Raw genomic sequence first — 25,500 nt, forward strand, 5'->3', positions numbered from 1 at the left:
AAAGGGCTGAATGGCTGAATGGCTGAATGGCTGAATCGGAAGAAGGCATCGATCGTGGGAGGTTTGATTGGGCGGTTTTTCTTTCAGCCCTTCAGCTTTTCAGTTCTTCCGCCTTTCCGCTCGCGGCCCAGGCCGCGAGCGTCAGCCGGTGGATCTTGGCGTTGTGGCGCACATCCACGGGAAATTTTGGGTGATGGAAGAAATGCGCGATCCCCGCCGTGTGCGGCTGCGCGAGCGCAAGCGCGCGAAGTTCCGCGGCGAGTTTGGCGAGGTCGAAATGCTTGGATGCCGGCTGAATGACGATTGCCGGGATCTGCGAACCGCGCGCCCCGAGTCCGACGAGCGCGCAACGGACGACTTGCGGATGCGCGCGAAACACCTGCTCGCAAGGTTCCGTGTAAAGCGGCCCGGCGGCAGTTTCGACGCGCTCGGCCTTGCGTCCGCAAAACCACAGACGCCCATCCGCGTCGAGACAACCGGTGTCACCCATGCGATGCCAAATGGTGTCGCCGGATTTTATTTTTGCCGCCGCGGTGGCGGCGGGAAGGTTGTCATACTCGCGCGTGATCGCGGGGCCGGTGACAATGATCTCGCCGATCTCGCCGGGCGGGAGCTCGCGCGCGTCGGCGAGCGCGGCAATGGGGTCGTCATTGATTGCGATGATTTTGATTTGTATCTCCGGCGTGGCGCGGCCCACGCAAGCGCCGGCGCAGGCGCTTTTGTTTTGGAGCATTTCGTCGCCGTTGACGTTGCTCACGGGCAGGCACTCGGTCGCTCCGTAGGGGCTGTGGAGTTTTCCGTTGGGGAGAATTTTTCGCGCCTTTTCCCAAAGCGCGGCGGGCACGGGGGCGCCGGCGCAGAGCACGCGTTTCATGCTCGGGAGCGTGATGTTGTTCGCAATGCAGTAGTCGGCGATTTTGTTCCAGAGCGTCGGCGAGCCGAAGGAATTGTTCACATTTTCCTGCTGGATGGCGCGCACGATTTTTGAGGGATCAAGCGTCGCGGGGCGGCTCGGGTCGATCTCGGGCACTATGGTCGTCATGCCGAGAGCGGGGGAAAAAAGCGCGAAGACCGGCAGCATCGACAAGTCGCCCTCGCCGGGCTCGATTTCGTAGGTGTCGCGAATCGAGCGCACCTGCGCCTCAAACATTTCGTGTTTGTAGCAGACGCCCTTTGGCGCGCCGGTGGAACCGGAGGTGAAGAGAATCGCGGCAAGGCCGTTGTTGGAAACCTCCGTGTTATTCTGGATTTTAGATTCTGGATTTCGGGCTTTCATCCGCGCGAGCGGAGAACTGCTTGCGGGCACCCGTATTTCGACGGAGCGAAACGCGCGACGGCACACGCGGCTGAGAAATCGCGCGACCGGAATGCCGAGCAGCACGCGCGGGCGCGAGTGCGCGACGCAGCGTAAAAAACTTTTCATGCCCATGCCCGGGTCAATGATCACGGGCACCGCGCCCATTCTGAAAAGCGCGAACACCGCCGCGATGAGCGGCAGCCCCTGGCGCACCATCACGAGCACGCGATCGCCCTCGCGCACGCCGCGTTTGACGAGGTTGGCCTCCCACGCGCCGACCTCGGCATGGAGATCGGAAAACGTGAGCGTGAGATAATCTATTTTCTCGCCGGCGGCATCGTGAACGCGTCCGCGCGGCACTTTTACCGCAACCGCGTCCGGCCGCGCCTTCGCCATGATGGTGAGGTGCCGCGCGATGTTCATTCAGCAACACCCTCGCCGCGCGACGGCTCGGCGGCGGCTTCGCGGGCGAGGTTGTCCGCCTCGCGTTTTTCCTTTTTGCCGCGCGCGAGCAATTCGACCTGCCAGGGCAGGAGCACCTCGCCGGGTTTGTCGGGGATGCGGGCGAGCTGGGCGAGCTGCGCGCGGTTGGCGATGAGCGTCGGGTCGAGCTGAACTTTTTGCGCGATAAAATCACGCTCGGCCTTGATCGCATCCTGCACGGCGAGCTCGGCGGCGGTGAGCGGAAGGATGTTCGGATCGCGTCCGCGGCGGCGCGGGAGCGTGTGCGGGTCGCGCGAAAGCCCGGCCTCAATCGCAGCCCGCAAGCTTGGCGCGAGCCGGTCGTGGCGGCGCCCGAGCTTGATCGTCTCCATGAGAGAACGGGCGGACAGGCCGTGATCGGCGCCCTCGGCGATTTTGAGAAGCAGGTCGTTGCTCGTGACCTTGAACGGCGGCGTGTCGAGCTTGCGGGCCCAGTTTTCGCGCCAGTGCCAGAGCGCGTGCAACACCGCGAGACCGTGCGGGCGCAGGCGTTCGGAGCGGCCGATGCGCCAGTCGTTTTCGTCGTCGGGAGGAAACCCGGTCGCGCCGGATTCAATCTGGCGGTCGCATTGCTGGCGCAGCCAGTCGAGGCGGCCAAGCGCGTCCAGCTCCAATGTCAGCTGGTCGCGCAGCGCGGGCAAATAATACACATCGAGCGCGGCGTAATCGAGCAGGCGCGGCGTGAGCGGGCGCTGGGACCAGTTGGCTGTCTGCGAATCCTTGTCGAGCGCGACGCCGTAGTGCTCCTCGAGCAGCGCGGCGAGCCCGATGCGCCGGCGGTTGAGCAACTGCGCCGCGAGCATCGTGTCGAAAAGACTGCGCGCGCGAAACCCGCACAGGTCGGCAAGCAACCGCAAATCGAAGTCGCTGCCGTGCATGACGAGATGCTTGCCCGCGAGCCGCTGCCACAACGGCGAAAAGTCGAGCCCGGCCAGCGCGTCCACGAGAAAAAATTTTCCCTCGACGTTGAACTGCAGCAGACAAAGCCGCGTGCGGTAGTGATAAAGATTGTCCGCCTCGGTATCGAGGAAGACCTCGTCCACGCGGTCAAGCGCCTCGAGCAAAGGCGCGAGCTGGCCGGCTTGATCAATGAGTTGGTATTCGGGCGTGTCTGGCATCGGCGAAAAGAAACATCACAGGAAACACAAACATCCCGAAACGGAAAGACTGAAAGGAACGCGCCCGGGGGAAATATCGCAAACGAAGCGCGCGCGCAAAACCGCTTGCGTTTGTCAGGCAGCCCTCCCGAAATGTCCGATGTGAAAGATTCGTTTCACATTTCAGCAAAAGCGTAAACACCATCATCAACACAAATGCACTCTGAACAACTCAGCGCCAACGGAGTCAGCCCGATGCCGCACGGCTACGCGCTCATGACCAATCCCGCCCTCAACAAGGGCACCTGTTTCTCGGAACGCGAACGCGATGCGTTGGGATTGCGCGGGCTGCTGCCCCCTCGGGCGTTCAGCCTCGAGGAGCAAATGCGGCGCGCCCTCGGCAACATGCGCCGCAAACCCGACGCGCTCGAAAAATACATCTTCCTCACCACGCTCCAGACGCGCAACGAAACGCTCTTCTACCGCCTGCTTCAGGACAACATTGAGGAAACCATGCCGCTCGTCTACACGCCCACCGTCGGCCAGGCGTGCCTCGAATACGGCTCCATTTTCCGCCGCCCGCGCGGTCTCTTCATCAGCCTGCGCGAAAAAGGCCGCGTCGCCGAAGTGCTGCGCAACTGGCCGATCGCCGACGTGCGCATGATCGTCGTCACCGACGGCGAGCGCATCCTCGGACTCGGCGACCTCGGCGCGCTCGGCATGGGCATCCCCGTCGGCAAGCTCTCGCTTTACACCGCATGCGCCGGCGTCCATCCGAGCTACTGCCTGCCCATCACAATCGACGTCGGCACCGACAACGAGAAACTTCTTGATGATCCCTTCTACATCGGCCTCCAGCAAAAGCGCGTGCGCGGCGCCGAATACGACGAGCTCCTGCGCGAGTTCGTCGAGGCCGTGAAAACCGTCTATCCGAAAGCGCTCCTCCAATGGGAGGATTTCGGAAACACCAACGCGTTCCGCCTCCTCGAGGAAAATCGCAAAAATCTCCTCTCCTTCAACGACGACATCCAGGGCACCGCCGCCGTCGCCATTGGCGGCCTCATCGCATCGCTGCGACTCACCGGAAAAAGACTCACCGACCAGCGCCTCCTCTTCCTCGGCGCGGGCGAGGCCGGCACGGGCATCGGCGAGCTCTTCACCGCCGCCGCGCAAAAGGCGGGCCTCTCCGAAGCCGACGCGCGCGCCTGCTGCTGGTATGTCGATTCACAAGGCCTCGTCGTGAAAAACCGGCCCGGCAAACCGCTCGCGCACCACAAGCTCCCCTTCGCGCACGACCACGCGCCCGTCGCCACGCTCGCCGAGGCGGTCGAGGCGGTCAAACCCACCGCGCTCATCGGCGTGTCGGGCATGCCGCGCACCTTCACAGAGCAAATCATCCGTCGCATGGGCGAACTCAACAAACGCCCGGTTATTTTCGCCCTCTCAAATCCCACCTCGCGCGCCGAATGCACCGCGGAGGACGCCTACAAATGGACGGAAGGCCGCGCGATCTTCGCGAGTGGAAGTCCCTTTGATCCCGTCACCATTGACGGCAAGACGCACCATCCCGGCCAGGGCAACAATGTGTATATCTTCCCCGGCGTCGGCCTGGGCGCGCTCGCCTGCGGGGCGCGCGAAGTGACCGACCGCATGTTCCTCGCCGCCGCAGAAACACTCGCAGGTCAAGTGACCCAAGCCGACCTTGACCTTGGCCGGGTGTATCCCGCGCTCACCAAGATCCGCGACGTCTCCGCAAAAATCGCCGCGGCCGTGGCCGAGGAAGCGCATCGCGAAAACCTCGCCACCACGCCGCGCCCCGCCGACATCGAAGCAGACATCAAGGCCAAGATGTATGAGCCGGCGTATCGCGAATTTGAGTGAGCCGCGTTTTTTGAATCGCGCACTGAAATCAAAACAGCCGCGGACTATCCGCGGCTCAAAACAGTTTCGCCATGACTTGGACCGCGGGGTTCAAGCCAGTGGCTTTGTGGTCTCAATCTCGCACATGGCGTCGTGCACGCGCACGATTTCGGCAATCTCGGGCCGCATGGTTTTGATTTCAGCGCCGACGGTTTCGATGTAACGGCAGGTGGCGAAATCGGACGGGTTGCGAAGGGTTTTGGTGCGCGGCACCGGGAAGAATAATCTCGAAAAGAATCCCCTCGATTCGGACGCCTGTTGTTCCCCCGGCGAAAGCGGCACTTTTTTGAAACAACGCCAGGGTTTCGGGCTAAGCCGCGCGCGATAGCATTTTTGTTTCCTGCAAAGCAGGACATAACGCGCGTCGGATTTTAACTGCGTGAGAATGGCCTCGCTCTCGGGCAACTCGGGGTCGAAGAGCGTGCTCGTGCAAAGATAACGAAGACCGGCGGCGGTCGAATAAACACGGAAGGCGAGATCGGGGCGCGCGGCCAGAAGATCGGCGAGCGCGCTTAGCGCCCCAGCCTGCGTGGTGCCGCCAACGGACGGCACGATTTGCCCGGTTCTTGGGTCCCTGCCCTGCTGCTCAAAATCGACATCCACAAACATCACGCGGTTAGCATTGAGCACGGAGGCTCCGTAGGCATTGCGGGTGATGCGCGCGATCGGTGATCCGTCGGCGTAAAGTTGCTTGAGCACGGGCTCGGTCAGGTCGCGCACACCGTAGGGGTAGCGTTCGCGCTCATGGGGCGCGTGAGCGCCGCCGGAGGCGGCCTTGTTCGCCTCGGCTTGGGCGAGCGCGGCGGCCTTTTGTTGCGCGTCGGACTGGCTGATGGAGGAGGAGGCTCTTGCGCTGCGGAAGACGTGGCCGGAGGCACCGTCAGCGCGGCGGGTTTCCATAGCGGTGAATTGTTTTGGGGACGACATGGCGTGTGCGGTTTTTTATCTGTGCGAAGAATCGCACGGGCACGGGGCGCAGACAAAATAAAAAACCGCGAGCATTGCGGCTCGCGGCTTGTTGTCGGGAACTGGATGCAGTTTCCGAATCAGTCTTTTTTCGCCTCTTCCGCGGCGGGCGCGGGAGCCTCGGCGGGTGCCGCCGCTTCTTCCGCTGCGGGCTTGGCGGCTGCGGGTTTCTTCGCCTTCTTGGCACGGCTCTTGTTCTTCTTGTAGCCGGGATCGTCGGCTTTCACGAACTCAATGAGAGCCATCTCGGCGGCGTCGCTGTCGCGGCGGCCGAGTTTGTAGATGCGGGTGTAACCGCCGCTACGGTCGGCGAACTGCTTGTAGGTCTCGTTGAAGAGCTTGGTGATTGCGTTCTCGTCGCGGACGTCCGCGAGGGCGAGACGGCGCAGGTGAATGGCGTCCTTCTTGTCCTTGGCAACACCGGCCTTCTTGGCCTTGGTGATGACTTTTTCGATGAAGGGACGCAAGGCCTTGGCCTTGGTGAGGGTGGTTTGGATGCGCTCATGCTTGATGAGCGAGGCGGCCATGTTGGCCATCATTGCCTTGCGGTGCTCGCGCGTGACGCCGAGTCCGTATTTGTGCACTTTGTGACGCATTGTATTTCAGTTTTTATTTGGTTTTTGGTTGTGCTTCCCGATCGGCTTTCCGGTCGCAGCGTTGGGCGGCAGCGGACGGCGCGAGAAGCCCCGCCGCGTAGCGGCGGGAAGGGTGAAATGTGAAGAGTGAAAGGTGAAAAAGGAAAACCGGCGCGGCGCGGGAGCACCCTCAAGTTTTTACTCTTTACCATTCGCTCCTCACTCTTCGACTCAGAGATCCTTCTTTGAGTCGAGCAGGCGCTCGTCGAACTTCATGCCGAGGGAGAGGCCGAGGGCTTCGAGCTTGTCCTTGATTTCGTTGAGGGACTTTTTGCCGAAGTTGCGATACTTGAGCATTTCCTGCTCGGTCTTCATGGCGAGTTCGCCGACGGTGGTGATGTTCGCGTTGTTGAGGCAGTTCGCGGCGCGGACTGAGAGTTCGATTTCGTTGACCGACATGTTGAGCAGCTTGCGGAGCTTGTTCTGCTCCTCGCTGACTTCGTTGGCCTGGGTCTCGAAGGCGTATTCCTCGTTGCTGACGCGGTTGAAGACGTCGAGGTGGTGCGCGAGGATCGAGGACGATTGCTTAAGGGCGTCGTCCGGCGTGATGCGGCCGTCGGTCCAGACTTCAAGGATGAGTTTGTCGTAGTCGGTGATCTGGCCGACGCGGGTGTTCTCGACGGTGTATTTGACGAGCTTGACGGGCGAGAAGAGCGAGTCGATCGGAATGACGCCGATGGTTTGCTCCTCCTTCTTGTTTTGCTCGCCGGGATAATAACCGCGGCCGGTCTTGATTTCGATCTCGGCCTCGAAGGTTTTGTTTTTGTCGAGCGTGCAGATGACTTGCTCGGGGTTGACAATCTTGACGTTGGCGTCTGCCTGGATGTCGGCGGCGGTGACGGGACCCTCGCGGCTCACCTTGATGAGGAGGGAGAAGGGTTCGCGTTTTTCCGAGACGATGAGGATTTTCTTGAGGTTGAGGACGATGTCTGTGACGTCCTCGACGACGCCGTCGATGCTCTGGAATTCGTGGTTCACGCCGTCGATCTTAATGGACGAGATGGCGGAGCCCTCGATGGAGCTCAGGAGGACGCGACGGAGGGAGTTGCCGATGGTGTGGCCGTAACCTGCTTCGAATGGTTCGGCGATGAATTTTGCGTAGGTGGGCGTGGAGCCCTCCTCGACTTTGCTGAGTTTGCTGGGGAGTTCGAACTTTCCGAGTCGTTTTGGCATGGCGGGAATGTGGAAGTTTTCTGTCAGTTGCGCGTTAAGCGGTGATAATTGTGACTGTTCCGAATTGGTGGAGGGCGTCGCAAGCGACGCCCCTACGGGTTAGCGCGAGTAGAACTCAACGATGAGCTGCTCATTGATGCCGGGTTCCATTTCGTCGCGATTGGGCAGGCGGGTCATGGTGGCCTTGAGGGCTTCGTCGTTGCGTGTCAGCCAGCCGGGGACATTGCGGGCGCGGGTTTCCTCAAGGTTGCGCGTGGCAATCTGGCGGGAAGTGGGCGCGTTTTTGACCTCGATTTCGTCTCCGGGCTGCACGGTGTAGCTGGCGATGTCGAGCTTGTGACCGTTGACGCGGATGTGACCGTGGTTGACGATCTGGCGGGCGGCGGCGCGGGACTTGGCGAAGCCGAGGAGATAGACAACGCTGTCGAGGCGGGTTTCGAGGAGCTGGAGGAAGACCTCGCCGGTGACTCCGCGGGAGCGCTTGGCCTTGGCGAAAACGCGGCGGAACTGGCGCTCGAGCAGGCCGTAGATGTAGCGGAGCTTTTGCTTTTCGTTGAGGCCGACGGCGTATTCAGAGAGTTTGCGACGAAGCTTGGGGCCGTGCTGGCCGGGGGGATACGTGCGTTTTTCGTAAGCTTTCGTGGAGCCGAAGAGCGGCTGCGAGAAGCGGCGGCTGAGGCGGGTTGTTGGTCCGGTATAACGAGCCATGGTGTTTTAAAAATTAAGAATTAAGAGTTGTGAATTAAGAAGTGAGAAACCGGCGGAACGCGGATTAGACGCGGCGGCGCTTGGGGGGACGGCAGCCGTTGTGGGGAACGGGGGTGACGTCGATGATGGCGTTGATTTCGAGGCCGATGGCCTGGATGGCGCGGATGGCGGAGTCGCGTCCGAGGCCGGGGCCGGAGACTTCGATGACGACGTCCTTGAGGCCGTGCGCCATGGCGTTGCGGGCGGCGTCCTGCGCGACGATTTGCGCGGCATAGGCGGTGGATTTGCGGGAGCCGCGGAAGTTGCACTTGCCTGCGCTCGACCAGGAGATGACGTTGCCCTTCGGGTCGGTGATCGAGACGATGGTGTTGTTGAAGGATGCGTTCACCTTGACAATGCCGGAGGTGATGTTCTTGGAGCCCTTGGCCTTGCGGACCTTGATGGCGCCGACTTCTTCCTTGAGGAGTTCCTCGGCGGTGGGCTGGCGGGCGACGCCGCCAACGAGTTCAACGGGTTTTTCCTCGGCGGGAGCGGCGGCATCAGCAGCCGGAGCGGCGGCCTTTTCCTTCTTGGCCTTGGGGGCTTTTGCAGGTTTCTCGGCGGCGGCTTCGGGAGCGGCGGCGGCAGGCACGGTTTCCTTCGTGGGATCGGATTTGTCTTCAGCCATGGTGGTTGTGTTTGTTTAAAGGTGTTATTTGGAGGCCTTGGTGACACCGACGGTGCGGCGCGGGCCTTTGCGAGTGCGGGCGTTGGTGGAGGTGCGCTGGCCGCGGACGGGCAGGCTGCGGCGGTGGCGGATGCCACGGTAGCAGCTGATGGCCTGGAGGCGCTTCAGGTTGCCGGTGATTTCGCGGCGGAGATCGCCCTCGACGACCCACTTGTGGTCGGTGATGACGTTGAGTATCTTGTTGAGCTGCTCCTCGGTGAGATCCGAAGCGCGCATGTTGCCGTCGATTCCGGCCTCCTCGCAGATGATGGCGGATCGGGCGGGACCGATGCCGTAGATGTAATTGAGCGAGAAGACGACTTTCTTCTTCGCGGGAATGTCAACACCGAGTAGACGTGGCATAGTGGTTAGTTGGTTGTTTGGTGAATTGTTGTGGTTTGTGAGATTGGACTGGCAGGGAAAGTGGTGAGATTTTGGATTTTCGATTGGGAGCTTCCGCTCCGGTTTCGCGCAGGAGCGCGCAATCCAAAATCGAAAATCGAAAATTTCTATGGGCGCGGGACCGTGAGGATTTCGGGGCCTTGGTCCGTGGTGAGCACGGTGTGTTCGAAGTGGGTCGAGGGGCTGCCGTCGGCGGTGACGATTGTCCAGCCGTCTTCGGCTGTCTTGGTGCGCCAGGAGCCGAGGTTTATCATGGGCTCGATGGCGAGGGTCATGCCGGGCTTGATGACGTCGGTCTTCGATTTTTTGCGTTCGATGAAGTTCGGGATTTGCGGTTCCTCGTGCATCGATGCGCCGACTCCGTGGCCAACCATGTCGCGAACAATACCATAGCGGTGCGGTGCGATGTGGTTCTGGACCGCCTCGGAAATGTCGCCGATGCGGTTGCCGACCTTGGCCTGGGCGATGCCGGCGGCGCGGGCTTCCTCGGTGACGCGGAGGAGCTTGGCAACTTCGGGCGAAACCGCGCCAACGGGGACGGTGTAGGCGTTGTCGCCGACGTAGCCGTTGTAGGTGACGCAAATGTCGAGAGTGACAACATCGCCGTCGCGGAGGATGCGCTTGAAGGAGCCGATCCCGTGAACAACTTCCTCGTTGACGGAAATGCAGGCGTAGGCGGGAAAGGGACGGACGCCGCGGGAGTGCGACGGATAACCGTAACAGGCGCTCTTCGCGCCGTATTCCTCAATGTATTTCCGGGCTAGATCATCCAGGTCAAAAGTAGAGATGCCGGGCTGCACGGCTTGCTTGAGTCGGTGCAGAACGGTCGCGGCAATGGCGCATGATTCCCTCATGCGGGCGATGGCATCCTTGTTTTTAATCGGAATTGCCATGGCGTTATTTCGCGAGAACCGGCGCGAGGGCTTCGTCGTCGAGAAGAAGACCGTGGGCTCGGTAGTGATTGACGATGTGCAGGCTCGCCGTGTCGTTCGCGTCGGCGGCGTCGATGACGCCGTCGAGCGACTCGCCGCGGGCGTCGAGCCATTCGTCAAATACTTTTGCTTGGAGCAGCGTAGCCGGGAAGCCGGTGAGGGCGAATCCCGCATCAGGTTTGCGCGCCCAAAACCAGCGCCGCATGATCGCGGTGACGGTTTCCCCGGGGGGGGATTGACCCCGGCGGGCAGCGGCTTCGGCCTTCTGGCCGAGCGGCGTGTGACGCGAAATCTCCTGGCGTATCAGGCCGGTGGGAGAGACGTGCTCTTGATTCAAAGAACTGAGTTGGAGCATCACGTTTTCGATTTTCGAAGCGGTGGAGCCAACGATGACTAGCTTGATCTTGGCCGCGAGGCCTTGATTGGAAAAGTAGGTGAGTAAGCCGGACACGGCGACCGGTGTAAAGTCCTTATTTTACGATGCCTGAATACATCAGATACCATGAAACAAGGCCGATGAGGAAAAGGCCGCCCAGCACATACCAGAGGCGGGAGACGGTTTTCCAGTCGGCGGCTTCGCCGGAGGCGCTGGCAACATTCGGGTTGCGGGCGTGGATACGGCCTTTTTTCAAGAATCCGTCATAGTGGCGCTGGAGGAGATAGGTCTCGACTTGGCGCATGGTGTCGAGGACGACGCCGACGGTGATGAGCATGCCGGTGCCGCCGAAGAAGGAGGCGACACGTTGCGGGACGTGGAAGTTAAACAAAAGCACGTCCGGGAAAATGGCGATGATGGTGAGGAAGATCGAGCCGGCCAGGGTGAGGCGCGTCATGATGAAGTCGAGGAACTTGGCGGTGGGCTCGCCGGGGCGAACGCCGGGCACATAGCCGCCGTATTTCTTGAGATCATCCGCGATCTGGATGGGTTTGAACATGACCGAGACCCAAAAATAGCTAAAGAAAAGGATGAGGGACGCCATCAGCACGTAATAGATCGGGTCGCCGCGAAGAAGGTCGGCCGCAAGCCGGGTCATCCAACGCCATTCCATCGCGCCGCCGAGCATCTGGAGAATCTGCTGGGGGAAGAGGAGGATGGCGCTCGCAAAAATGACGGGCATAACGCCGGAGTAGTTGACCTTGAGCGGAAGGAAGGAGCTCTGGCCGCCCATGACCTTGTTGCCAACGACGCGCTTGGCATATTGAACGGGAATCTTGCGCTGCCCCTGGACAACGAGGACGATGCCCATGGTGACAATGATGAAGAGCGCGACCATGAACACGGCAATGAGCGGGCCAGGCTTGTCAACACCGACGGGGCCGGTGAAAAGCTGCCAGGTGGTTTGGGCCGCGCCGGGCAAGTCGGCGAGAATGCCGACGGTGATGAGCAGCGAGACGCCGTTGCCGATGCCGCGCGAGGTGATCTGCTCGCCGAGCCACATAAGGAGCATGGTGCCGGCGGTGATGAACACCACGGAGGTGAACATGAACCAAGTCTTGTTGACGAGAATGAGCGAGGGACCGGTGTAACCGCCGAAGAGCGAGGCGGGGTTCTCAAGACCCAAAACGAGAAGAACTGCCTGGATGACGCAAATCGCGACAGCGAGGTAACGGGTGTATTGGGTGAGTTTCTGGCGTCCGACATCGCCTTCCTGCGAAAGGCGGGCGAGCGAGGGCACGACGGCGCTCATGAGCTGAAAAATAATGGACGCGCTGATGTAGGGCATGATGCCGAGCGCGCAAATGGCGCCCTTGGTGAGCGCGCCGCCCGTGAACATGTTGTAGAGCCCCATCAGGGAGCCGGTGGTTCCGGAGGTCGCGCTCTGGTCGGCAAAGAAGTCCATGAGCGGGCGCGGATCCAGACCGGGAAGCGGAATGTTCGCACCGACGCGAGCCACAAAGAGAAGGGCGAAGGTGTAGAAAATTCGCGAGCGAAGCTCGGGGATTTTCAGGGAGTTGGAGAAGGCGGAGAACATGTGAAAATTTTGGATTTTGGATTTTCGATTTTGGATTGGGGAGCTGCCGCTCCGTTTTATTTTTCGATTCCCGCTTTCAATTTCGCGCGGCAGCGCGCAATCGAAAATCGAGAATCGAAAATCGAAAATTCAGTCGCGGCTCAAGCCGCGACGGTGGCGGAGCCTCCGGCTTTTTCGAGCTTGGCCTTGGCGGACTCGGAGAACTTGGCGGCGGTGACTTTGAACGCGCGGGAGACTTCGCCGTCACCAAGAACCTTGAGCTTGGCGCACGCGCAGCGGATGAGGCCGGCCTTGGCGAGGATTTCCGCGTTCACTTCCGTGACACTGTCGTCGAGGGACGCGAGCTCGCCGACATTGACGACGGCGTATTCGGTGCGGAAGTTGTAGTTGTTGAAGCCGCGGTGCGGGAGCTTGCGATAAAGGGGCATCTGGCCGCCTTCGAATCCGGGGCGGATGGAGCCGCCGGAACGGGCGGTCTGGCCCTTGCCACCCCTGCCCGAGGTCTTGCCGTGGCCGCCGCCTTCGCCGCAGCCCACGCGTTTGCGACGGTGAACCGCGCCTTTAACATTTTTGAGTTCGTGAAGTTTCATGTGTGTGTGTTTTCCTAATGTTTGGTCGCCGCATCCGGATTTTTCGGATGCGACTCGGAGGGCGTCGCAAGCGACGCCCCTACGGGTTTACTCGGCGGCGGGCGCGACCACGGTTTCGCGGGCGGCTTTGATTTGCGCGGCGAGGCGGAGTTTTTTGAGTCCGTTGAGGGTGGCGTGCACCACGGCGTTGTGGTTCTTGGAACCCATCGACTTGGTGAGCACGTTCTTGACGCCGGCGGCTTCGAGAACCGCGCGGACGGCGCCACCGGCGATGAGGCCGGTGCCGGGAACCGCGGGGCGGAGGAGGACGCGACCGCCGTCATATTCGCCGTAAACTTCGTGGGGGATCGTGTCGCCCTTGATTTTCACGGAGACCATGCGCTTCTTGGCGTGCTCGGTGCTCTTCTTGATGGCGTCGGGCACTTCGTTGGCCTTGCCGAAGCCGATGCCGACGGAGCCTTTCTTGTCTCCAACGACGGCGAGGGCGGAAAAGCTGAAACGGCGTCCGCCTTTGACGACCTTGGCGCAGCGGTTGATGAAGACAATTTTTTCGACGAGCTCGGGCGCGTTGGGATCGATGTTCGCGGTGTCACGACGGTCGCGACGGGGGCCGCGTCCGCGCTCGCCGCCTTCGCGGCGCTCGCCACGGGAGGTGCGTCCGCGACGGGGCGCCTCAACAGCGGCTTCGGGTGCGGCGGGCGTGTTTTCAACGGCGGCGACGGCCGCGGGGGCGGCTTCGGCCGGTGTGACGGGAGATTCGTTTTCGGTGCTCATTTTATTAGAATACGAGGCCGCCTTCGCGTGCTGCGTCAGCGAATACTTTGACTTTGCCGTGGTAGGGTGCGCCCGCGCGGTCGAAGACGACGCTCTCAATGCCGGCGGCCTTGGCCTTGGCGGCGAAGGCGGTGCCAAGCTCCTTGGCTCCATTGAGGTTGGCGGCGAGTTTCTTGGCGCGGAGTTCCTTGTCGAGGCTGGAGAGGAAGGCGAGCGTGGTGCCCGCGTCGTCGTTGATGGCCTGGGCGTAGATGTGCTTGGTGGTGAAGCGCACGCAGAGGCGCGGGCGGGCGGCTGTGCCTTGGACCTTCTTGCGGATTCTCCAGCGGCGTTTCTGGAGGAGGTCGGCTTTGCGTTGAGTGTTCATTTTGAAATAGTGTGGGTTGCGGGTTGTTAGGCGACGGTTTTGCCTTCCTTGCGGCGGACGCGCTCGGCGTGTTCTCCGACGATGCGGACGCCTTTGCCCTTGTAGGGTTCGGGCGGGTAGTAGGCGCGGATGTTGGCGGTGACTTCGCCGACGACTTGCTTGTCAGCACCCTCGACCTTGAGCTTGGTCTGGTCGGTGACGGTGATTTTGATGCCTTCGGGAATGTCGTAAACGATGGGATGCGAATAGCCGAGTGCGAGGTCGAGCTGGTTGGCGCCCTTGAGGGCTGCCTTAAAACCGACGCCCTGAATTTCGAGCTCCTTGGCGTAGCCGTCGGTGACGCCCTTGATCATGTTGCTGATCACGGCGCGGGCGGTGCCATACATGGAGCGCGCGAAGCGGGTTTCGTCAACGGGTGTGACGGTGATTTTGCCATCCTTGTTTTCGAGCTTTACGACGGGGGCGAAGGTTTTTGTGAGTTTGCCCTTCGGGCCTTCGACGTGGACGGTGGTGTCCTTGATCTCGACTTTGACTTTTTCGGGAATGGTAACGGGAACTTTGCCGATACGTGACATGGTGATGATCTCCTTTTTCTCGGTGTTGCGGGTTACCAGACGTTGCAGATGAGCTCGCCGCCGAGTTTCTCGCGACGGCAGTCCTGGTCCTTGAGGACGCCCTTGGATGTCGAGAGGATGGCGATGCCGAGTCCGTTGAGGACGCGGGGAATTTCATTGTAACCGCAGTAGAGGCGGCGGCCGGGCGTGGAAACGCGGGTGATGTTGGTGAGCACGGGAGCACTGTCCACATACTTCATTTTGACGACGAGGGTCTTGTGCCCCTGCGCGTCGGAACCGGTGGTGTAGTCGGAGACGTAACCCTCGGTCTTGAGGATGGCGGCGATGCCTTCCTTGTATTTGGAGTGCGGCGCGGCGCACTCGGCGAGACCGGCCTTCGACGCATTGCGGAGGCGGGTCAGGAAATCACTGATCGGATCTGTCATGATGTTGGATGTTTTTGTTTAATTTCCCTCGGGTCATATCCGACCCCCGGGGAGAAAATTAAGTTTTTCGCTTTGTTACCAGGATGACTTCGTGACGCCGGGGATTTTGCCAGCGAGGGCGAGTTCGCGGAACTGGATGCGGGAGACGCCGTATTTGCGGTTGTAGGCGCGGGGGCGTCCGGAGAGGGCGCAGCGGTTGCGGATGCGCACGGACGAGGAGTTGCGCGGAAGCTTCTGGAGCTTTTTCTGCGCGGCGTAGAATTCCTCCTCCGGGGTGTCCGGATTGGCGATGAGGGCTTTCAACTCGGCGCGCCGTGCCTTGTATTTCTCGGTCATGGCAATGCGCTTCTTGTTGCGTTCGATGGCTGATGTTTTCGGCATGTCGAAAAAGAGTTTTGAAAAGTTGTTTTGGGTTACGCGGCCTTGGGCGCGGGCGCGGCGGCGGCGGTTTCGGAGCGGCGGAAAGGCATTCCGAGGAGCTTGAGAAGCTCGCGGCCTTCCTCGTCGGTCTTGGCGGTGGTGTTGATTGAGATGTCGAGACCCATGGTCTTCTTCACATTCTCAACGGTGATTTCGGGGAAGATGGTGAAGTCGGTGATGCCGAGGTTGTAGTTGCCCTGACCGTCGAGCTTGGGCGAGATGCCGCGGAAGTCGCGAATGGTGGGGAGGGCGACGGCGAGGAGGCGGTAGAGGAAATCCCACATGGCATTGCCACGAAGGGTGACAAACGCGCCAACGATTTGACCCTGGCGGAGCTTGAAGTTCGAGACGGCCTTTTTGCTCTTGGTGTAGACGGGCTTTTGTCCGGCGATGAGGCCGAGATCCCGGCCGATGTCGGTGATCTGGTTCTTGTCCGCGTCGGAATCAATGCCGGTGTTGAGCACGATTTTGACGAGTTTCGGCACTTCGTGCCTGTTCTTGTAGCCGCGGCTCTTGATGAGTTCGGCGATGATTTGCTCGGTGTAGAGCTTCTTAAGTGCGGGTGTGTATTTTTCGCTCATTGGTGCAAGGCCCCGGATTTCCAACCCGTGGGCATCTGAGTTTTTGAAAAGTGTGAAGAGTGTGGTGTGAAAAGTGAAAAGGGGACAACGCTAGGGTTTGTCCCGCTCGTGGCGATTACTTTTTCGCGGATTTTTCCTTCTTCTCAGCCGCGGCTTGCAGCTTGAGGTTGGAAATATGAATGGTGCCTTCGCGCTCGATGATGCCGCCGGGCTTTTGCTCGCCCTGGGCCTTGGTGTGGCGCTTGATGAGGGCGAGGCCTTCAACGCGGGCGCGCTGCTTGGCGGGGAGGATTTCGAGAATCTTGCCCGTCTTGCCTTTGTGGGAGCCTGAGATGACGGCGACGGTGTCGCCGCGTTTGACGTGGAATTTGGTAGCCATTGTTAGAGAACCTCCGGTGCGAGGGAGATGATTTTCATGAAGTTCTTGGCGCGCAGTTCGCGGGCCACGGGGCCGAAGATGCGGGTGCCCTTCGGGTTGCCGTCGGGTCCGATGATGACGATCGCGTTGCTGTCGAAGCGCAGGTAGCTGCCGTCGGCGCGGCGGATGGGAGCCTTGGTGCGGACGACAACGGCCTTGGTGACTTCGCCTTTCTTGACGGTGGCATCGGTCGTGCTGTCCTTGATGTGGACGGTGATGATGTCGCCGACGCCGGCGGTGTCAGTCATCTGGCCTTTCTTGCGGATGTAGGAGGCGGTGCGCGCGCCGGTGTTGTCGGCTACGTCGAGGAGTGAGCGGAGTTGGATCATGGTGTGTGGCTCCTTGTATTATTCGGCCTTGGCTTCGTCAGCGGCGGCTTTTGCGGTTTTGGTGGGAACGGTCGCGGCAACATCGGCTTCGGTGACGGCGGCGGAGGCGCTCACGGCTTTTTCGATGATGCTCACGAGGCGCCAGCGCTTGAGGCGCGAGATCGGGCGCGTCTCCATGATCTCAACCTTGTCGCCGAGGCCGGCTTCGTTCTTCTCGTCGTGAACGTGCACGACGGTTTTGCGGTTGATGACTTTGCGGTAGCGCGGATGCGGAACCTTGAAGGGGACGGTGACTTTGATTGACTTGTCGCCGGAGCGGCTGGTGACGATGCCGACGAGGTCTTTGCGATTGTTGCGTGTCATGTTAAGTGCGGATTGCGGATTGCGGTATGACCTCTTATTTCGCGGCGGCGGCGAGCTTGGCGGTCTTGGTGGTTTCCATGCGGGCGATGTCCTTGCGAATGCCGCGGATGGTGTGGGTTTTCTCAACTTGGCCGGTTTGCTTGCGCAGGCGGAGCTGGAGGAGCTGCTCGCGGGCTTCGCGGAGCTTGACGTCGAGTTCCTTGAGGGAGAGTTCGTTGATTTCTTTGGAAGTCATGGCGTGTCGTCTTTTGGTTTCAGGTTGTGGTTTTAGACGTTCGCGCCTTCACGGGTGATGAAGCGGCAGTGGAAGGGGAGCTTCGCGTCGGCGAGGCGGAAGGCCTCCTTGGCGATCGTGGCGGGAACGCCGGCGAGTTCGAAGAGAACCGCGCCCGGCTTGATCACGGCGACGTAGTATTCGACGGGACCCTTGCCCTGGCCCTGGCGAACCTCGGCGGGTTTTTTCGTGATCGGCTTGTGGGGGAAAACGCGAATCCAGAGTTTGCCCTTGCGCTTGAGGTGGCGGGAAATGGTGACGCGAGCGGCCTCGATTTGGCGGCCGGTCATGTTGCCACGGGTGAGGGACTGGAGCGCGTAGTCGCCGAAAGCGACTGTGTTTCCGCCCTTGGCATTCCCTTTGCGGGAGCCTTTTTGGACTTTGCGATATTTGGTGCGTGATGGTGCGAGAGCCATGGAGTGTGTCTCCTTTGTTTAAAGATGTTGCGGCTGGGTGCTGCGGATTAGTTGGTTGCTTCGGCTTCTTTTTTACAGATCCAGCACTTGACGCCGATCTTGCCGTAAACGGTTTGGGCCTCGGAGAAGCCGTAGTCGATTTGTTCGCGCATGGTGTGGAGCGGAACGCGGCCCTTGCGCTGCCATTCGCGGCGGGCGATGTCGGAACCGCCGAGACGGCCCGAGCACTGGATTCGGATGCCCTCGACGCCGAGGTTCATGGCGATTTCGACGGCCTTTTTCATGGCGCGGCGGAAGGCGATGCGGCGTTCGAGCTGGAGGGCGACGGACTCGGCGACGAGTTGCGCGTCGGTCTCGGGTTTCTTGACCTCGGTGATGTCGAGGAGGATTTCCTTGCCGGTGAGCTTGGCGAGGTCGTCCTTGATCTTGTCGATTTCCTGTCCCTTGCGGCCGATGACGATGCCGGGGCGGGCGGTGTAGATTTTGACGCGGACGCGGTTGGAGGCGCGCTCGATGAAGATGCGGGGGACGGAGGCTTGCTTGAGTTTCTCCATCAGTTTCTCGCGGATGAGCTGGTCTTCTGCGAGGAGCTTGGCGAAGTCTTTTTTGTTCGCATACCAGCGGGATTGCCAGTTGCGGTGAACTGCGAGGCGGAAGCCGACGGGATTGGTTTTTTGGCCCATGGTGGTTGCGTAAAATTAGTTGTTGTCTTGGCCGTCGGTGAGGACGATGCGGATGTGGGACATCTTCTTGCGGCGGGGCGCGGCGGAACCGCGGGCGGCCGCCTTGAAGCGCTTGAGCACGGGGCCGTTTTCAATGACGGCGAGCTTCACGGTGAGCGCGTCGGCGTTGAGGTTGTGATTGTTCTCCGCGTTTGCGACGGCGGAGTTGAGGGTCTTGGCGATGAGGCGCGCGGATTTGCGCGTGATGACGCTCAAGAGGTTGCGCGCGTCGGCCACGGTGCGGCCTTGAATGGTGCGCGAGACTTCGCGCATTTTTTTCGGCGACATGCGCGCGTATCGTGTGAGTGCTTGGACTTCCATGTGTTTGTTAACGATTCCGGTTTGGCGGCGATAGCGGGAGCGGTTGGTTATTGGGCTCCCCTACCCTTTTGGTTGTTTGGTTGTTGGTGAGAAAAGTGGTGGTTTTTATTTTCGATTTTCGATTCTCGATTTTGGATTGGGAGCTTCCGCTCCGTTTTCGTTTTCGGTGCCGCGCAGCAGCGCGCAATCGAAAATCCAAAATCCAAAATCGAAAATCACTAGACTTCCTTGCGGGTCATGCCGCCGTGAGCCTTGAAGACGCGGGTGAGCGCGAATTCGCCGAGCTTGTGGCCGACCATGTTTTCGGTGACGTGCACGGCCACGAAAGCCTTGCCGTTGTGGACGTTGAAGGTGTGGCCGACGAAATCGGGCGTGATTGTCGAGCGGCGCGACCAGGTCTGGATGGGTTTGCGCGACTTGGTTTCGACTGCCTTCTCAATTTTTTCCATGAGATGGTAGTCGACGTAGAAACCTTTTTTGATTGAGCGTGCCATGTGGGAGGAATTTCTGAAGACCTGAAAGCCTGAAGGCTGAAGGTCGGGTTGTTATTCGGTGAGTGTTTTGCGGTTTGTTGTTTCAGCCTTCAGGTTTTCAGGCTTTCAGGCTTTTATTTCTTGCCGCGCGGCGGACGGCCGTTGTGGCGGGTGATGATAAGGCTGTTGGAGGGCTTGGCGCGCTTGCGGGTCGGGAAGCCCTTGGCGAGCTGCCCCCACGGGGACATGAGGTGCTGGCGTCCGCCACCGCCCTTGGACTTGCCGGCACCACCGCCGTTGGGGTGGTCGACGGGATTCATGACCATGCCGCGAACGCGGGGGCGCTTGCCGAGCCAGCGCTTGCGGCCGGCCTTGCCGAGCGAGATGTTCTTGTTGTCGGCGTTGCCAATGACGCCGATGGTGGCGCGGCAGTTGGCGTTGACGCGGCGGAGTTCGCCGGAGGGAAGCTTGATGGTGGCCTGACCGTCCTCGACGTTGACGAGCTCGATCGAGGTGCCGGCGGTGCGGCCCATCTGGGCTCCGCGGCCGGGAAGGAGTTCCACGCAGTTGAGCTTGGTGGAGGGCGGAATGACTTCGAGGGGGAAGTTGTTGCCGACAACAAAGTCGTTGTTCGTGGCTTTCTTCGAGCTGAAGATGGTGTCGCCGACCTTGAGGCCCTCGGGAGCGAGGATGTAGCGTTTCTCGCCGTTGGTGTAGCAAACGAGGGCGATGCGCGCGGTGCGGTTCGGATCATACTCGATGGCCTGCACCTTGGCGGGCATGTCGAGGATGTCGCGACGGAAGTCGATGACGCGGTAGAGGCGCTTGTGTCCGCCGCCACGACGGCGCGTGGTGATGCGGCCGTTGTTGTTGCGGCCGCCGGTCTTGCCGTGCGATTCGGTGAGCGCGCGCTCCGGGCGCTTCTTGGCGAGGCCGGGCGTGACATTCAGTTTCGTGAATCGCGTGGAGGCGGTCAGGGGACGAAGTGATTTGATAGGCATTGTGATGGTTCTCCTTGTTGATGGCGCGCGGCTCGTTAGAGGAGCTCGATTTTGTCGCCGGTCTTGAGGGTCACGATCGCCTTTTTGTAGGCGGAGGTTTTCGACGGGCGGCCCTGGCGGCTGCGTTTGTTTTTGCCGTCGATGTTCATGATGTTCACGCGGGTGACGGTGACCTTGAAGGCTTTCTCAACGGCTTCGGCTACCTGGTGCTTGTTGGCCGCGATGTCGACCTCGAAGGTGTATTGGCCGTAGTCCGAGGAGAGTTTGTTGGATTTCTCGGTGAGGAGAACTTGCTTGAGGACGTGCGTGGTGTTCATGCGTTGGCTCCTTTCGTGCGGGCGATGATTTTCTCGAGGGCCGCGGTGGAGACGATGATCTTCTTGTATTGCGCGAGGTCGAGGGTGTTGAGTTTCGAGGCTTCCTGCATTTCGACGCTGCAGAGGTTGCGCGTGGCGCGGGCGGCCTCGAGGGTGAAGGTTTCGTCAACAACGAGCACCTTGCCCTTGGGGGCGATGGTGCGGATGACTTTTTGCATTTCCTTGGTCTTGGCGGCGGGCGTCTCGAATTTTTCGATGACGTCGAGCTCTCCGGCGGCGCAGCGGTCAAACAGCGCGCGGCTGAAGGCGAGGGTCTTGACCTTGGAGTTGATTTTCTTGGAGAAGTCGCGGGGACGGGGGCCGAAGACGACGCCGCCGCCGGCCCAGATGGGCGAGCGTTTTTCGCCGGCGCGGGCGCGGCCCGTGCCTTTTTGCTTGAAGGGCTTCTTGTTGGAGCCGGCTACTTCGCCGCGGGTCTTCGTAGAGCGGGTGCCCTGGCGGTTGTTGGCGTTGATGGCGACGATGACTTCCTTGACGGCTTGGAGGCCGCGATTGGCGTTTTCGCCTTCAAAGAGAGGGATGTCGAAATCCTTTTCAACGGAGCTGGCTGCGTCGGGTGTGAAAACTTTGAGTTTCATGGTCTGCGTTTTCCTTGTGGGTTAGGCCTTATTTGGCGGCAGCGCGGGGCTGGCCTTTGATGGCGGTGCGGACGATGACGTCGTCTCCGTTCGCGCCGGGAATGGCGCCTTTCACGAGGATGAGATTTTTCTCGGCGATGATCTTGACGACCGTGAGGTTTTGCACGGTGCGGCGGACATTGCCCATGTGGCCCGGCATTTTCTGGTTTTTCCAAACGCGGCCGGGGGTCTGGCGCATGCCGACCGAGCCGATGCGGCGGTGGAACATGGAGCCGTGGGAGGAGACACCGCCGGCGACGCGGAAGCGGCGCACGACGCCTTGGAAGCCCTTGCCCTTGGTGATGCCGATCACGTCGATGATCTGGCCTTCCTTGAAGATGTCGACTTTGACGATGTCGCCGACCTTGAGTTCGGGGGCCGCGTCGAGGCGGATTTCGCTGAGCACGCGGGGCGTCTCTTCGAGACCGGCCTTCTTCGCGTGAGCGGCCTCGGCTTTGGAGGCGTTCTTGGCTTTCTTTTGGTTGAAGCCGAGCTGGACGGCGTTGTAACCGTCGGTTTCCGTGGTTTTGACTTGGACGACCGGGCAGGGGCCGGCTTCCACGACGGTGACGGGGACCAGGACGTTTTGGGCGTCATAGACCTGCGTCATTCCGAGTTTTTTGCCTAGGAGCGTAGTGATCATGGGCTAAGTGGTAGGTGGATTGTTTCCGTTTAACGACCTACATTAGTCGAAACCCAGCGGTGCGCGGCGCGCACATGGGCAAGAACTAAGTATGTTGTGAAAGTGATTTGGTTGTTGGTGATTGGTTAAAATGTCGTGTGTTAATTTTCGATTTTTGATTTTGGTTTTTCGATTGGGAGCTTCCGCTCCGTTTCGCTTTTGGCATCGCGCGGCAGCGCGCAATCCAAAATCGAGAATCGAAAATCGAAAATCGAAAATTAAACGAAAGAGGTCGAAAAACTCAGACCGTGATCGTAATGTCAACACCAGAAGGGAGATTGAGCTTTTTTAGCTCATCAACCGTCTGGGCGGTCGGCTCGATGATGTCGATGAGGCGCTTGTGTGTGCGCGACTCGAATTGCTCCATCGACTTTTTGTCAACGTGCGGCGAGCGGTTCACGGAGAGCTTCTCGATGCGGGTGGGCAGCGGGATGGGGCCGGAAACACGGGCGCCGGAGCGCTTGGCGGTCTCGACGATTTCGAGGGCGGACTGGTCGATTACGCGGTAATCGAAGCCCTTGAGTTTGATGCGAATGCGTTGGCCTTTCATGGCGGTGTGGCGTGATAAAGAACGAGTTGGAGAAGAGTGGTGGTGGAATTTTCGATTTTCGATTCTCGATTTTCGATTGGGAGCTTCCGCTCCGTTCGTTTTGGTTTTCAGTTTTTGTTTTTCGTTCCGCGCGGTAGCGCGCAATCGAAAATCGAGAATCGAAAATCGAGAATTTATTTCGTGTTTTGGTATTAGGATCTGGCTGGTGCTTTGGAGGAGGTTTCGACAATCTTCGCGAGGAGCGAGTTGGGAACTTGCTCGAAGTGCGAGGGTGTGATCGAGGCGCTGGCGCGGCCTTTGGAGAGCGAGCGGATGTCGGTGACGTAGCCGAAGAGGTTTTCGAGAGGAACGTGCGCGTTGACGATCGCGGCGCCGTTTTTGTTCTCGATGCCCTGGATGGTGCCGCGGCGGCGGTTGATGTCGCCCATGAGGTCGCCCTGGTATTCCTCGGGTGTCGTGACTTCGACGGCCATGATGGGCTCGAGGAGGATCGGCGTGGCTTTCTTCATGGCTTCCTTGAAGCCGAAGATGCCGGCCATCTTAAACGCGAGTTCCGACGAGTCGACTTCGTGGAAGGAGCCGTCAACGATGCGGACCTTGACGTCCACGACCGGGTAGCCGGCGACGACGCCGTTGTTACAGGCTTCGTAAATGCCGTCGGTGGTGGGCTTGATGAATTCCTTCGGGATGACGCCGCCAACGATTTCGTTGATGACTTCGATGCCCTTGCCTTTTTCATTGGGCTCGACCTTGAGCACGCAATGGCCGTATTGGCCCTTGCCACCGGACTGGCGGATGAATTTGCCCTCGCCTTCGGCGGCGGAGAGAATGGTTTCGCGGTAGGCGATCTGCGGCTTGCCAACGGCGGCCTCGACCTTGAACTCGCGCTTCATGCGGTCGACGATGATGTCGAGGTGAAGCTCGCCCATGCCGGAGAGAATGGTCTGGCCGGTGTCGGCGTCGGTCTTGACCTTGAGGGTCGGATCCTCGGCGACGAGACGCTGGAGCGCGATGGACATTTTTTCCTGGTCGCCCTTCGAGTTCGGCTCGACGGACATCGAGATAACGGGCTCGGGGAATGACGGCGGCTCAAGGCGCACGTCGAGGTCTTCGTCGCAGAACGTGTCACCGGTGATGACGTCCTTCACGCCGACGACGGCGCAAATGTCACCGGCGTAGGCGACGTCGATTTCCTCGCGATCCATGGCGCGCATGAGGACGAGGCGGGAGACGCGCTCGCTGCGGCGGGTGCGGGGATTGTAAACCGGGGTGCCCTTGAGGAGCTTGCCGGAGTAAATGCGGTAGAACACGAGGCGCCCGACAAACGGGTCGGTCCAGAGCTTGAAGGCGAGACCGGCGAGCTTGCTGTTGTCGGAGACGGGGATTTCGATTTCCTTGCCTTCGGAATCGACGCCGCGGATCGGCGGCACTTCCATCGGGTTCGGGAGGTAGTTGACAACGCAGTCGAGGAGGCGCTGGACGCCTTTTTTCTTGAAGGCCGAGCCGGGGATGGCGCCGAAGAACTTCATCGAAATGGTGGCTTTGCGCACGGCGAGCATGAGCTCTTCGGTGGTGATTTCCTCGCCGCCGAGGTATTTCTCGGCGAGCACGTCGTCGAAATCGGAAACCGCCTCAATGAGTTGGTCGCGCCATTTCTTGGCGTCTTCCTTCATGTCGTCGGGGATGTCGCGGATGTCCGGCGTCATGCCGAGCGGATCGTCCTTGGTGGGTTCCGTGAAATAGTAGGCAACGTTCTGGACGAGGTCAACGAGGCCGATGAAGCCGTCTTCCTTGCCGATGGGCAGGAAGAGCGGGTGGGCGTTGGCCTTGAGCTTCTCGCGCATTTCGGAGACGGCGCGGAGGAAGTCGGCTCCGGTGCGGTCCATCTTGTTGACGAACGCGACGCGGGGAACGTGGTATTTGTTGGCCTGGCGCCAGACGGTTTCGGATTGGGGCTGCACGCCGGCGACCGCGCAGAAAACGGCGACCGCGCCGTCGAGCACGCGCATGGAGCGCTCCACCTCGGCGGTGAAGTCCACGTGGCCCGGGGTGTCGATGATGTTGATGCGCTGCTTGATGCCCTTCCACGGACCCCAGCTCGCGAGCCAGGCGCAGGAAATGGCGGATGCGGTGATGGTGATGCCGCGCTCGCGCTCCTGCTCCATCCAGTCGGTGACCGCGGTGCCTTCGTGCACTTCGCCCATCTTGTGGACGGTGCCGGAATAATAGAGGATGCGCTCGGAAGTGGTGGTCTTGCCGGCGTCAATGTGCGCGGCAATGCCGATGTTGCGGGTCCATTCGAGCGGGAAGGGACGGTCTTTGGCATTCTCCGACGAGACCTTGGACTTGTCGGTGATTATGGTAAGTTTGGAAACGTCGAATTCGGTGGCTGACATGTGATGCGGGCGCGAAGCGATGGTTGACGATGGGCGGGTGGACGCGGCGGTTTCGAATTACCAGCGCAAGTGGGCGAAGGCGCGGTTGGCCTGGGCCATCCGGTGCGTGTCTTCCTTCTTTTTGACGACAGTGCCAGTGTTATTGTAGGCGTCGACGATTTCAGCGGCCAGGGCGTCCTTCATGGGAATGCCCTTGCGGGTCTTGGCTGCGTTGGTGATCCAGCGAAGAGCAAGGCTCTCCTGGCGTTCGTAGGAAATTTCCACGGGCACCTGATAAGTGGCGCCACCGACGCGGCGGCTCTTCACTTCAAGGCGGGGACGGGCGTTCTCAAGCGCGCCAATCAAAAGGTCAACCGGATCGCCCTTCTCGAGCTTGGCGGAAACCTTCTCAAAGGCTCCGTAGACGATGCGCTGGGCGAGGCTCTTCTTGCCACTCTTCATGATGACATTGACCAAATGGGCAACGAGAGGGCTGTTGTAGCGCGAATCGGGAACAGTGGTGCGCTTGGTGGCTCTGTGACGGCGTGACATGATTGG

34 protein-coding genes are annotated in these 25,500 nt (G+C 60.5%); 1 reads left to right on the forward strand and 33 read right to left on the reverse strand.

Annotation, left to right across the window (positions count from 1 at the left end; genetic code table 11):
- Positions 1–91: 91 nt before the first annotated feature.
- Positions 92–1,720, reverse strand: a complete 1,629-nt coding sequence (locus M2447_RS01835; RefSeq protein ID WP_277557176.1) for a fatty acid CoA ligase family protein — start codon at positions 1,718–1,720, stop codon at positions 92–94.
- Positions 1,717–2,898 carry a ribonuclease D gene (locus M2447_RS01840; protein WP_277557177.1) on the reverse strand — a complete coding sequence of 394 codons (1,182 nt, stop codon included), beginning with the start codon at positions 2,896–2,898 and terminating at the stop codon, positions 1,717–1,719. The genes M2447_RS01835 and M2447_RS01840 overlap by 4 nt, the downstream gene beginning before the upstream one ends.
- A gap of 195 nt (positions 2,899–3,093) precedes the next feature.
- On the opposite strand from M2447_RS01840, the gene M2447_RS01845 reads away from it, so the two are divergent.
- Positions 3,094–4,758, forward strand: coding sequence for an NAD-dependent malic enzyme (locus M2447_RS01845; RefSeq protein ID WP_277557178.1), 1,665 nt, complete (start codon positions 3,094–3,096; stop codon positions 4,756–4,758).
- A 90-nt stretch (positions 4,759–4,848) separates the two neighbouring features.
- On the opposite strand, the gene M2447_RS01850 is transcribed toward M2447_RS01845, so the two are convergent.
- The 31 genes from M2447_RS01850 to rpsG all read right to left on the reverse strand — a co-directional run bounded on the left by M2447_RS01850 (position 4,849) and on the right by rpsG (position 25,494).
- Complete coding sequence (locus tag M2447_RS01850; protein WP_277557179.1) at positions 4,849–5,697, reverse strand: hypothetical protein; 849 nt, start codon at positions 5,695–5,697, stop codon at positions 4,849–4,851.
- A 146-nt stretch (positions 5,698–5,843) separates the two neighbouring features.
- Positions 5,844–6,359: a 50S ribosomal protein L17 gene (rplQ, locus tag M2447_RS01855; RefSeq protein ID WP_343215355.1), complete on the reverse strand. Its 516-nt coding sequence runs from the start codon at positions 6,357–6,359 to the stop codon at positions 5,844–5,846.
- Positions 6,360–6,569: 210 nt separating this feature from the next.
- Positions 6,570–7,571 carry a DNA-directed RNA polymerase subunit alpha gene (locus tag M2447_RS01860; protein ID WP_108824960.1) on the reverse strand — a complete coding sequence of 334 codons (1,002 nt, stop codon included), beginning with the start codon at positions 7,569–7,571 and terminating at the stop codon, positions 6,570–6,572.
- Between the two features lie 99 nt (positions 7,572–7,670).
- Positions 7,671–8,279 carry a 30S ribosomal protein S4 gene (rpsD, locus tag M2447_RS01865; protein WP_277557180.1) on the reverse strand — a complete coding sequence of 203 codons (609 nt, stop codon included), beginning with the start codon at positions 8,277–8,279 and terminating at the stop codon, positions 7,671–7,673.
- A 64-nt stretch (positions 8,280–8,343) separates the two neighbouring features.
- Positions 8,344–8,946, reverse strand: a complete 603-nt coding sequence (gene rpsK, locus M2447_RS13690; protein WP_343215356.1) for a 30S ribosomal protein S11 — start codon at positions 8,944–8,946, stop codon at positions 8,344–8,346.
- A gap of 24 nt (positions 8,947–8,970) precedes the next feature.
- Positions 8,971–9,348 (reverse strand): 30S ribosomal protein S13, encoded by a 378-nt coding sequence (gene rpsM, locus M2447_RS01875; protein WP_277557181.1) that lies wholly within the window; start codon positions 9,346–9,348, stop codon positions 8,971–8,973.
- Between the two features lie 146 nt (positions 9,349–9,494).
- A complete protein-coding gene (gene map / locus M2447_RS01880; RefSeq protein ID WP_277557182.1) occupies positions 9,495–10,280 on the reverse strand; it encodes a type I methionyl aminopeptidase in 786 nt (261 codons plus the stop codon).
- A gap of 4 nt (positions 10,281–10,284) precedes the next feature.
- The gene (locus M2447_RS01885; RefSeq protein WP_277557183.1) at positions 10,285–10,770 is read right to left on the reverse strand and encodes a nucleoside monophosphate kinase; all 486 of its coding nucleotides are present in this window, start codon (positions 10,768–10,770) and stop codon (positions 10,285–10,287) included.
- A 19-nt stretch (positions 10,771–10,789) separates the two neighbouring features.
- A complete protein-coding gene (secY, locus tag M2447_RS01890; protein WP_277557184.1) occupies positions 10,790–12,292 on the reverse strand; it encodes a preprotein translocase subunit SecY in 1,503 nt (500 codons plus the stop codon).
- A 140-nt stretch (positions 12,293–12,432) separates the two neighbouring features.
- Positions 12,433–12,882: a 50S ribosomal protein L15 gene (rplO, locus tag M2447_RS01895; RefSeq protein WP_277510428.1), complete on the reverse strand. Its 450-nt coding sequence runs from the start codon at positions 12,880–12,882 to the stop codon at positions 12,433–12,435.
- A gap of 87 nt (positions 12,883–12,969) precedes the next feature.
- On the reverse strand, positions 12,970–13,461 hold the full coding sequence (rpsE, locus tag M2447_RS01900; RefSeq protein WP_277510453.1) for a 30S ribosomal protein S5: 492 nt from the start codon (positions 13,459–13,461) through the stop codon (positions 12,970–12,972).
- Between the two features lie 199 nt (positions 13,462–13,660).
- The gene (gene rplR / locus M2447_RS01905) at positions 13,661–14,023 is read right to left on the reverse strand and encodes a 50S ribosomal protein L18 (RefSeq protein WP_277510429.1); all 363 of its coding nucleotides are present in this window, start codon (positions 14,021–14,023) and stop codon (positions 13,661–13,663) included.
- Positions 14,024–14,049: 26 nt separating this feature from the next.
- Positions 14,050–14,598 (reverse strand): 50S ribosomal protein L6, encoded by a 549-nt coding sequence (gene rplF, locus M2447_RS01910; protein ID WP_108824952.1) that lies wholly within the window; start codon positions 14,596–14,598, stop codon positions 14,050–14,052.
- A gap of 32 nt (positions 14,599–14,630) precedes the next feature.
- The gene (rpsH, locus tag M2447_RS01915) at positions 14,631–15,023 is read right to left on the reverse strand and encodes a 30S ribosomal protein S8 (RefSeq protein WP_277557185.1); all 393 of its coding nucleotides are present in this window, start codon (positions 15,021–15,023) and stop codon (positions 14,631–14,633) included.
- A gap of 75 nt (positions 15,024–15,098) precedes the next feature.
- A complete protein-coding gene (rpsN, locus tag M2447_RS01920; RefSeq protein WP_277510431.1) occupies positions 15,099–15,404 on the reverse strand; it encodes a 30S ribosomal protein S14 in 306 nt (101 codons plus the stop codon).
- Between the two features lie 32 nt (positions 15,405–15,436).
- Complete coding sequence (rplE, locus tag M2447_RS01925; RefSeq protein ID WP_277510432.1) at positions 15,437–16,024, reverse strand: 50S ribosomal protein L5; 588 nt, start codon at positions 16,022–16,024, stop codon at positions 15,437–15,439.
- 115 nt (positions 16,025–16,139) lie between these two features.
- Positions 16,140–16,403 (reverse strand): 50S ribosomal protein L24, encoded by a 264-nt coding sequence (gene rplX, locus M2447_RS01930; RefSeq protein ID WP_277510433.1) that lies wholly within the window; start codon positions 16,401–16,403, stop codon positions 16,140–16,142.
- Positions 16,404–16,405: 2 nt separating this feature from the next.
- Positions 16,406–16,771, reverse strand: coding sequence for a 50S ribosomal protein L14 (rplN, locus tag M2447_RS01935; RefSeq protein WP_277510435.1), 366 nt, complete (start codon positions 16,769–16,771; stop codon positions 16,406–16,408).
- Between the two features lie 18 nt (positions 16,772–16,789).
- Complete coding sequence (rpsQ, locus tag M2447_RS01940) at positions 16,790–17,134, reverse strand: 30S ribosomal protein S17 (RefSeq protein ID WP_108824946.1); 345 nt, start codon at positions 17,132–17,134, stop codon at positions 16,790–16,792.
- Positions 17,135–17,168: 34 nt separating this feature from the next.
- Positions 17,169–17,369 (reverse strand): 50S ribosomal protein L29, encoded by a 201-nt coding sequence (gene rpmC, locus M2447_RS01945; RefSeq protein WP_108824945.1) that lies wholly within the window; start codon positions 17,367–17,369, stop codon positions 17,169–17,171.
- Between the two features lie 32 nt (positions 17,370–17,401).
- On the reverse strand, positions 17,402–17,824 hold the full coding sequence (gene rplP / locus M2447_RS01950) for a 50S ribosomal protein L16 (RefSeq protein WP_108824944.1): 423 nt from the start codon (positions 17,822–17,824) through the stop codon (positions 17,402–17,404).
- Between the two features lie 47 nt (positions 17,825–17,871).
- Complete coding sequence (rpsC, locus tag M2447_RS01955; protein WP_108824943.1) at positions 17,872–18,507, reverse strand: 30S ribosomal protein S3; 636 nt, start codon at positions 18,505–18,507, stop codon at positions 17,872–17,874.
- Positions 18,508–18,522: 15 nt separating this feature from the next.
- Positions 18,523–18,867, reverse strand: a complete 345-nt coding sequence (gene rplV, locus M2447_RS01960) for a 50S ribosomal protein L22 (RefSeq protein ID WP_108824942.1) — start codon at positions 18,865–18,867, stop codon at positions 18,523–18,525.
- A 218-nt stretch (positions 18,868–19,085) separates the two neighbouring features.
- The gene (rpsS, locus tag M2447_RS01965) at positions 19,086–19,361 is read right to left on the reverse strand and encodes a 30S ribosomal protein S19 (RefSeq protein WP_277510439.1); all 276 of its coding nucleotides are present in this window, start codon (positions 19,359–19,361) and stop codon (positions 19,086–19,088) included.
- Positions 19,362–19,474: 113 nt separating this feature from the next.
- Complete coding sequence (rplB, locus tag M2447_RS01970; protein ID WP_277510440.1) at positions 19,475–20,341, reverse strand: 50S ribosomal protein L2; 867 nt, start codon at positions 20,339–20,341, stop codon at positions 19,475–19,477.
- Positions 20,342–20,376: 35 nt separating this feature from the next.
- The gene (gene rplW, locus M2447_RS01975) at positions 20,377–20,658 is read right to left on the reverse strand and encodes a 50S ribosomal protein L23 (protein ID WP_277510441.1); all 282 of its coding nucleotides are present in this window, start codon (positions 20,656–20,658) and stop codon (positions 20,377–20,379) included.
- Entirely contained in the window at positions 20,655–21,296 is a 642-nt protein-coding gene (gene rplD, locus M2447_RS01980; protein WP_277510443.1) for a 50S ribosomal protein L4, read from the reverse strand. Before rplD ends, rplW begins: the two co-directional genes overlap by 4 nt.
- Positions 21,297–21,324: 28 nt before the next feature.
- A complete protein-coding gene (rplC, locus tag M2447_RS01985; protein ID WP_277510444.1) occupies positions 21,325–21,978 on the reverse strand; it encodes a 50S ribosomal protein L3 in 654 nt (217 codons plus the stop codon).
- 280 nt (positions 21,979–22,258) lie between these two features.
- Entirely contained in the window at positions 22,259–22,567 is a 309-nt protein-coding gene (gene rpsJ / locus M2447_RS01990) for a 30S ribosomal protein S10 (RefSeq protein ID WP_108824937.1), read from the reverse strand.
- A 191-nt stretch (positions 22,568–22,758) separates the two neighbouring features.
- Positions 22,759–24,963: an elongation factor G gene (fusA, locus tag M2447_RS01995; RefSeq protein ID WP_277510447.1), complete on the reverse strand. Its 2,205-nt coding sequence runs from the start codon at positions 24,961–24,963 to the stop codon at positions 22,759–22,761.
- A 57-nt stretch (positions 24,964–25,020) separates the two neighbouring features.
- A complete protein-coding gene (gene rpsG / locus M2447_RS02000; RefSeq protein ID WP_108824935.1) occupies positions 25,021–25,494 on the reverse strand; it encodes a 30S ribosomal protein S7 in 474 nt (157 codons plus the stop codon).
- Between the last annotated feature and the right edge of the window lie 6 nt (positions 25,495–25,500).

The sequence above is a fragment of the Ereboglobus sp. PH5-10 genome, from assembly GCF_029504735.1.
Lineage (GTDB): Bacteria > Verrucomicrobiota > Verrucomicrobiia > Opitutales > Opitutaceae > Ereboglobus.

Bases quoted from the DNA above. Each gene is read 5' to 3' on its own strand.
- rpsG (WP_108824935.1), bottom strand. From the start codon at position 25,494: ATGTCACGCCGTCACAGAGCCACCAAGCGCACCACTGTTCCCGATTCG.
- M2447_RS01835 (WP_277557176.1), bottom strand. From the start codon at position 1,720: ATGAACATCGCGCGGCACCTCACCATCATGGCGAAGGCGCGGCCGGAC.
- rpsC (WP_108824943.1), bottom strand. From the start codon at position 18,507: ATGGGCCAAAAAACCAATCCCGTCGGCTTCCGCCTCGCAGTTCACCGC.
- rpsN (WP_277510431.1), bottom strand. From the start codon at position 15,404: ATGCCGAAAACATCAGCCATCGAACGCAACAAGAAGCGCATTGCCATG.
- map (WP_277557182.1), bottom strand. From the start codon at position 10,280: ATGGCAATTCCGATTAAAAACAAGGATGCCATCGCCCGCATGAGGGAA.
- M2447_RS01860 (WP_108824960.1), bottom strand. From the start codon at position 7,571: ATGCCAAAACGACTCGGAAAGTTCGAACTCCCCAGCAAACTCAGCAAA.
- rplW (WP_277510441.1), bottom strand. From the start codon at position 20,658: ATGAACACCACGCACGTCCTCAAGCAAGTTCTCCTCACCGAGAAATCC.
- secY (WP_277557184.1), bottom strand. From the start codon at position 12,292: ATGTTCTCCGCCTTCTCCAACTCCCTGAAAATCCCCGAGCTTCGCTCG.
- M2447_RS01850 (WP_277557179.1), bottom strand. From the start codon at position 5,697: ATGGAAACCCGCCGCGCTGACGGTGCCTCCGGCCACGTCTTCCGCAGC.
- rpsH (WP_277557185.1), bottom strand. From the start codon at position 15,023: ATGACAGATCCGATCAGTGATTTCCTGACCCGCCTCCGCAATGCGTCG.
- rplE (WP_277510432.1), bottom strand. From the start codon at position 16,024: ATGAGCGAAAAATACACACCCGCACTTAAGAAGCTCTACACCGAGCAA.
- rplV (WP_108824942.1), bottom strand. From the start codon at position 18,867: ATGGAAGTCCAAGCACTCACACGATACGCGCGCATGTCGCCGAAAAAA.
- rpsQ (WP_108824946.1), bottom strand. From the start codon at position 17,134: ATGACACGCAACAATCGCAAAGACCTCGTCGGCATCGTCACCAGCCGC.
- rplX (WP_277510433.1), bottom strand. From the start codon at position 16,403: ATGGCTACCAAATTCCACGTCAAACGCGGCGACACCGTCGCCGTCATC.
- rpsK (WP_343215356.1), bottom strand. From the start codon at position 8,946: ATGGCTGAAGACAAATCCGATCCCACGAAGGAAACCGTGCCTGCCGCC.
- M2447_RS01845 (WP_277557178.1), top strand. From the start codon at position 3,094: ATGCACTCTGAACAACTCAGCGCCAACGGAGTCAGCCCGATGCCGCAC.
- rpmC (WP_108824945.1), bottom strand. From the start codon at position 17,369: ATGACTTCCAAAGAAATCAACGAACTCTCCCTCAAGGAACTCGACGTC.
- rplP (WP_108824944.1), bottom strand. From the start codon at position 17,824: ATGGCTCTCGCACCATCACGCACCAAATATCGCAAAGTCCAAAAAGGC.
- rplB (WP_277510440.1), bottom strand. From the start codon at position 20,341: ATGCCTATCAAATCACTTCGTCCCCTGACCGCCTCCACGCGATTCACG.
- rplR (WP_277510429.1), bottom strand. From the start codon at position 14,023: ATGAACACTCAACGCAAAGCCGACCTCCTCCAGAAACGCCGCTGGAGA.
- M2447_RS01840 (WP_277557177.1), bottom strand. From the start codon at position 2,898: ATGCCAGACACGCCCGAATACCAACTCATTGATCAAGCCGGCCAGCTC.
- rpsM (WP_277557181.1), bottom strand. From the start codon at position 9,348: ATGCCACGTCTACTCGGTGTTGACATTCCCGCGAAGAAGAAAGTCGTC.
- rpsS (WP_277510439.1), bottom strand. From the start codon at position 19,361: ATGGCACGCTCAATCAAAAAAGGTTTCTACGTCGACTACCATCTCATG.
- rplQ (WP_343215355.1), bottom strand. From the start codon at position 6,359: ATGCGTCACAAAGTGCACAAATACGGACTCGGCGTCACGCGCGAGCAC.
- rplO (WP_277510428.1), bottom strand. From the start codon at position 12,882: ATGAAACTTCACGAACTCAAAAATGTTAAAGGCGCGGTTCACCGTCGC.
- rpsD (WP_277557180.1), bottom strand. From the start codon at position 8,279: ATGGCTCGTTATACCGGACCAACAACCCGCCTCAGCCGCCGCTTCTCG.
- rplF (WP_108824952.1), bottom strand. From the start codon at position 14,598: ATGTCACGTATCGGCAAAGTTCCCGTTACCATTCCCGAAAAAGTCAAA.
- rpsJ (WP_108824937.1), bottom strand. From the start codon at position 22,567: ATGAAAGGCCAACGCATTCGCATCAAACTCAAGGGCTTCGATTACCGC.
- rplN (WP_277510435.1), bottom strand. From the start codon at position 16,771: ATGATCCAACTCCGCTCACTCCTCGACGTAGCCGACAACACCGGCGCG.
- fusA (WP_277510447.1), bottom strand. From the start codon at position 24,963: ATGTCAGCCACCGAATTCGACGTTTCCAAACTTACCATAATCACCGAC.
- rplC (WP_277510444.1), bottom strand. From the start codon at position 21,978: ATGATCACTACGCTCCTAGGCAAAAAACTCGGAATGACGCAGGTCTAT.
- rplD (WP_277510443.1), bottom strand. From the start codon at position 21,296: ATGAAACTCAAAGTTTTCACACCCGACGCAGCCAGCTCCGTTGAAAAG.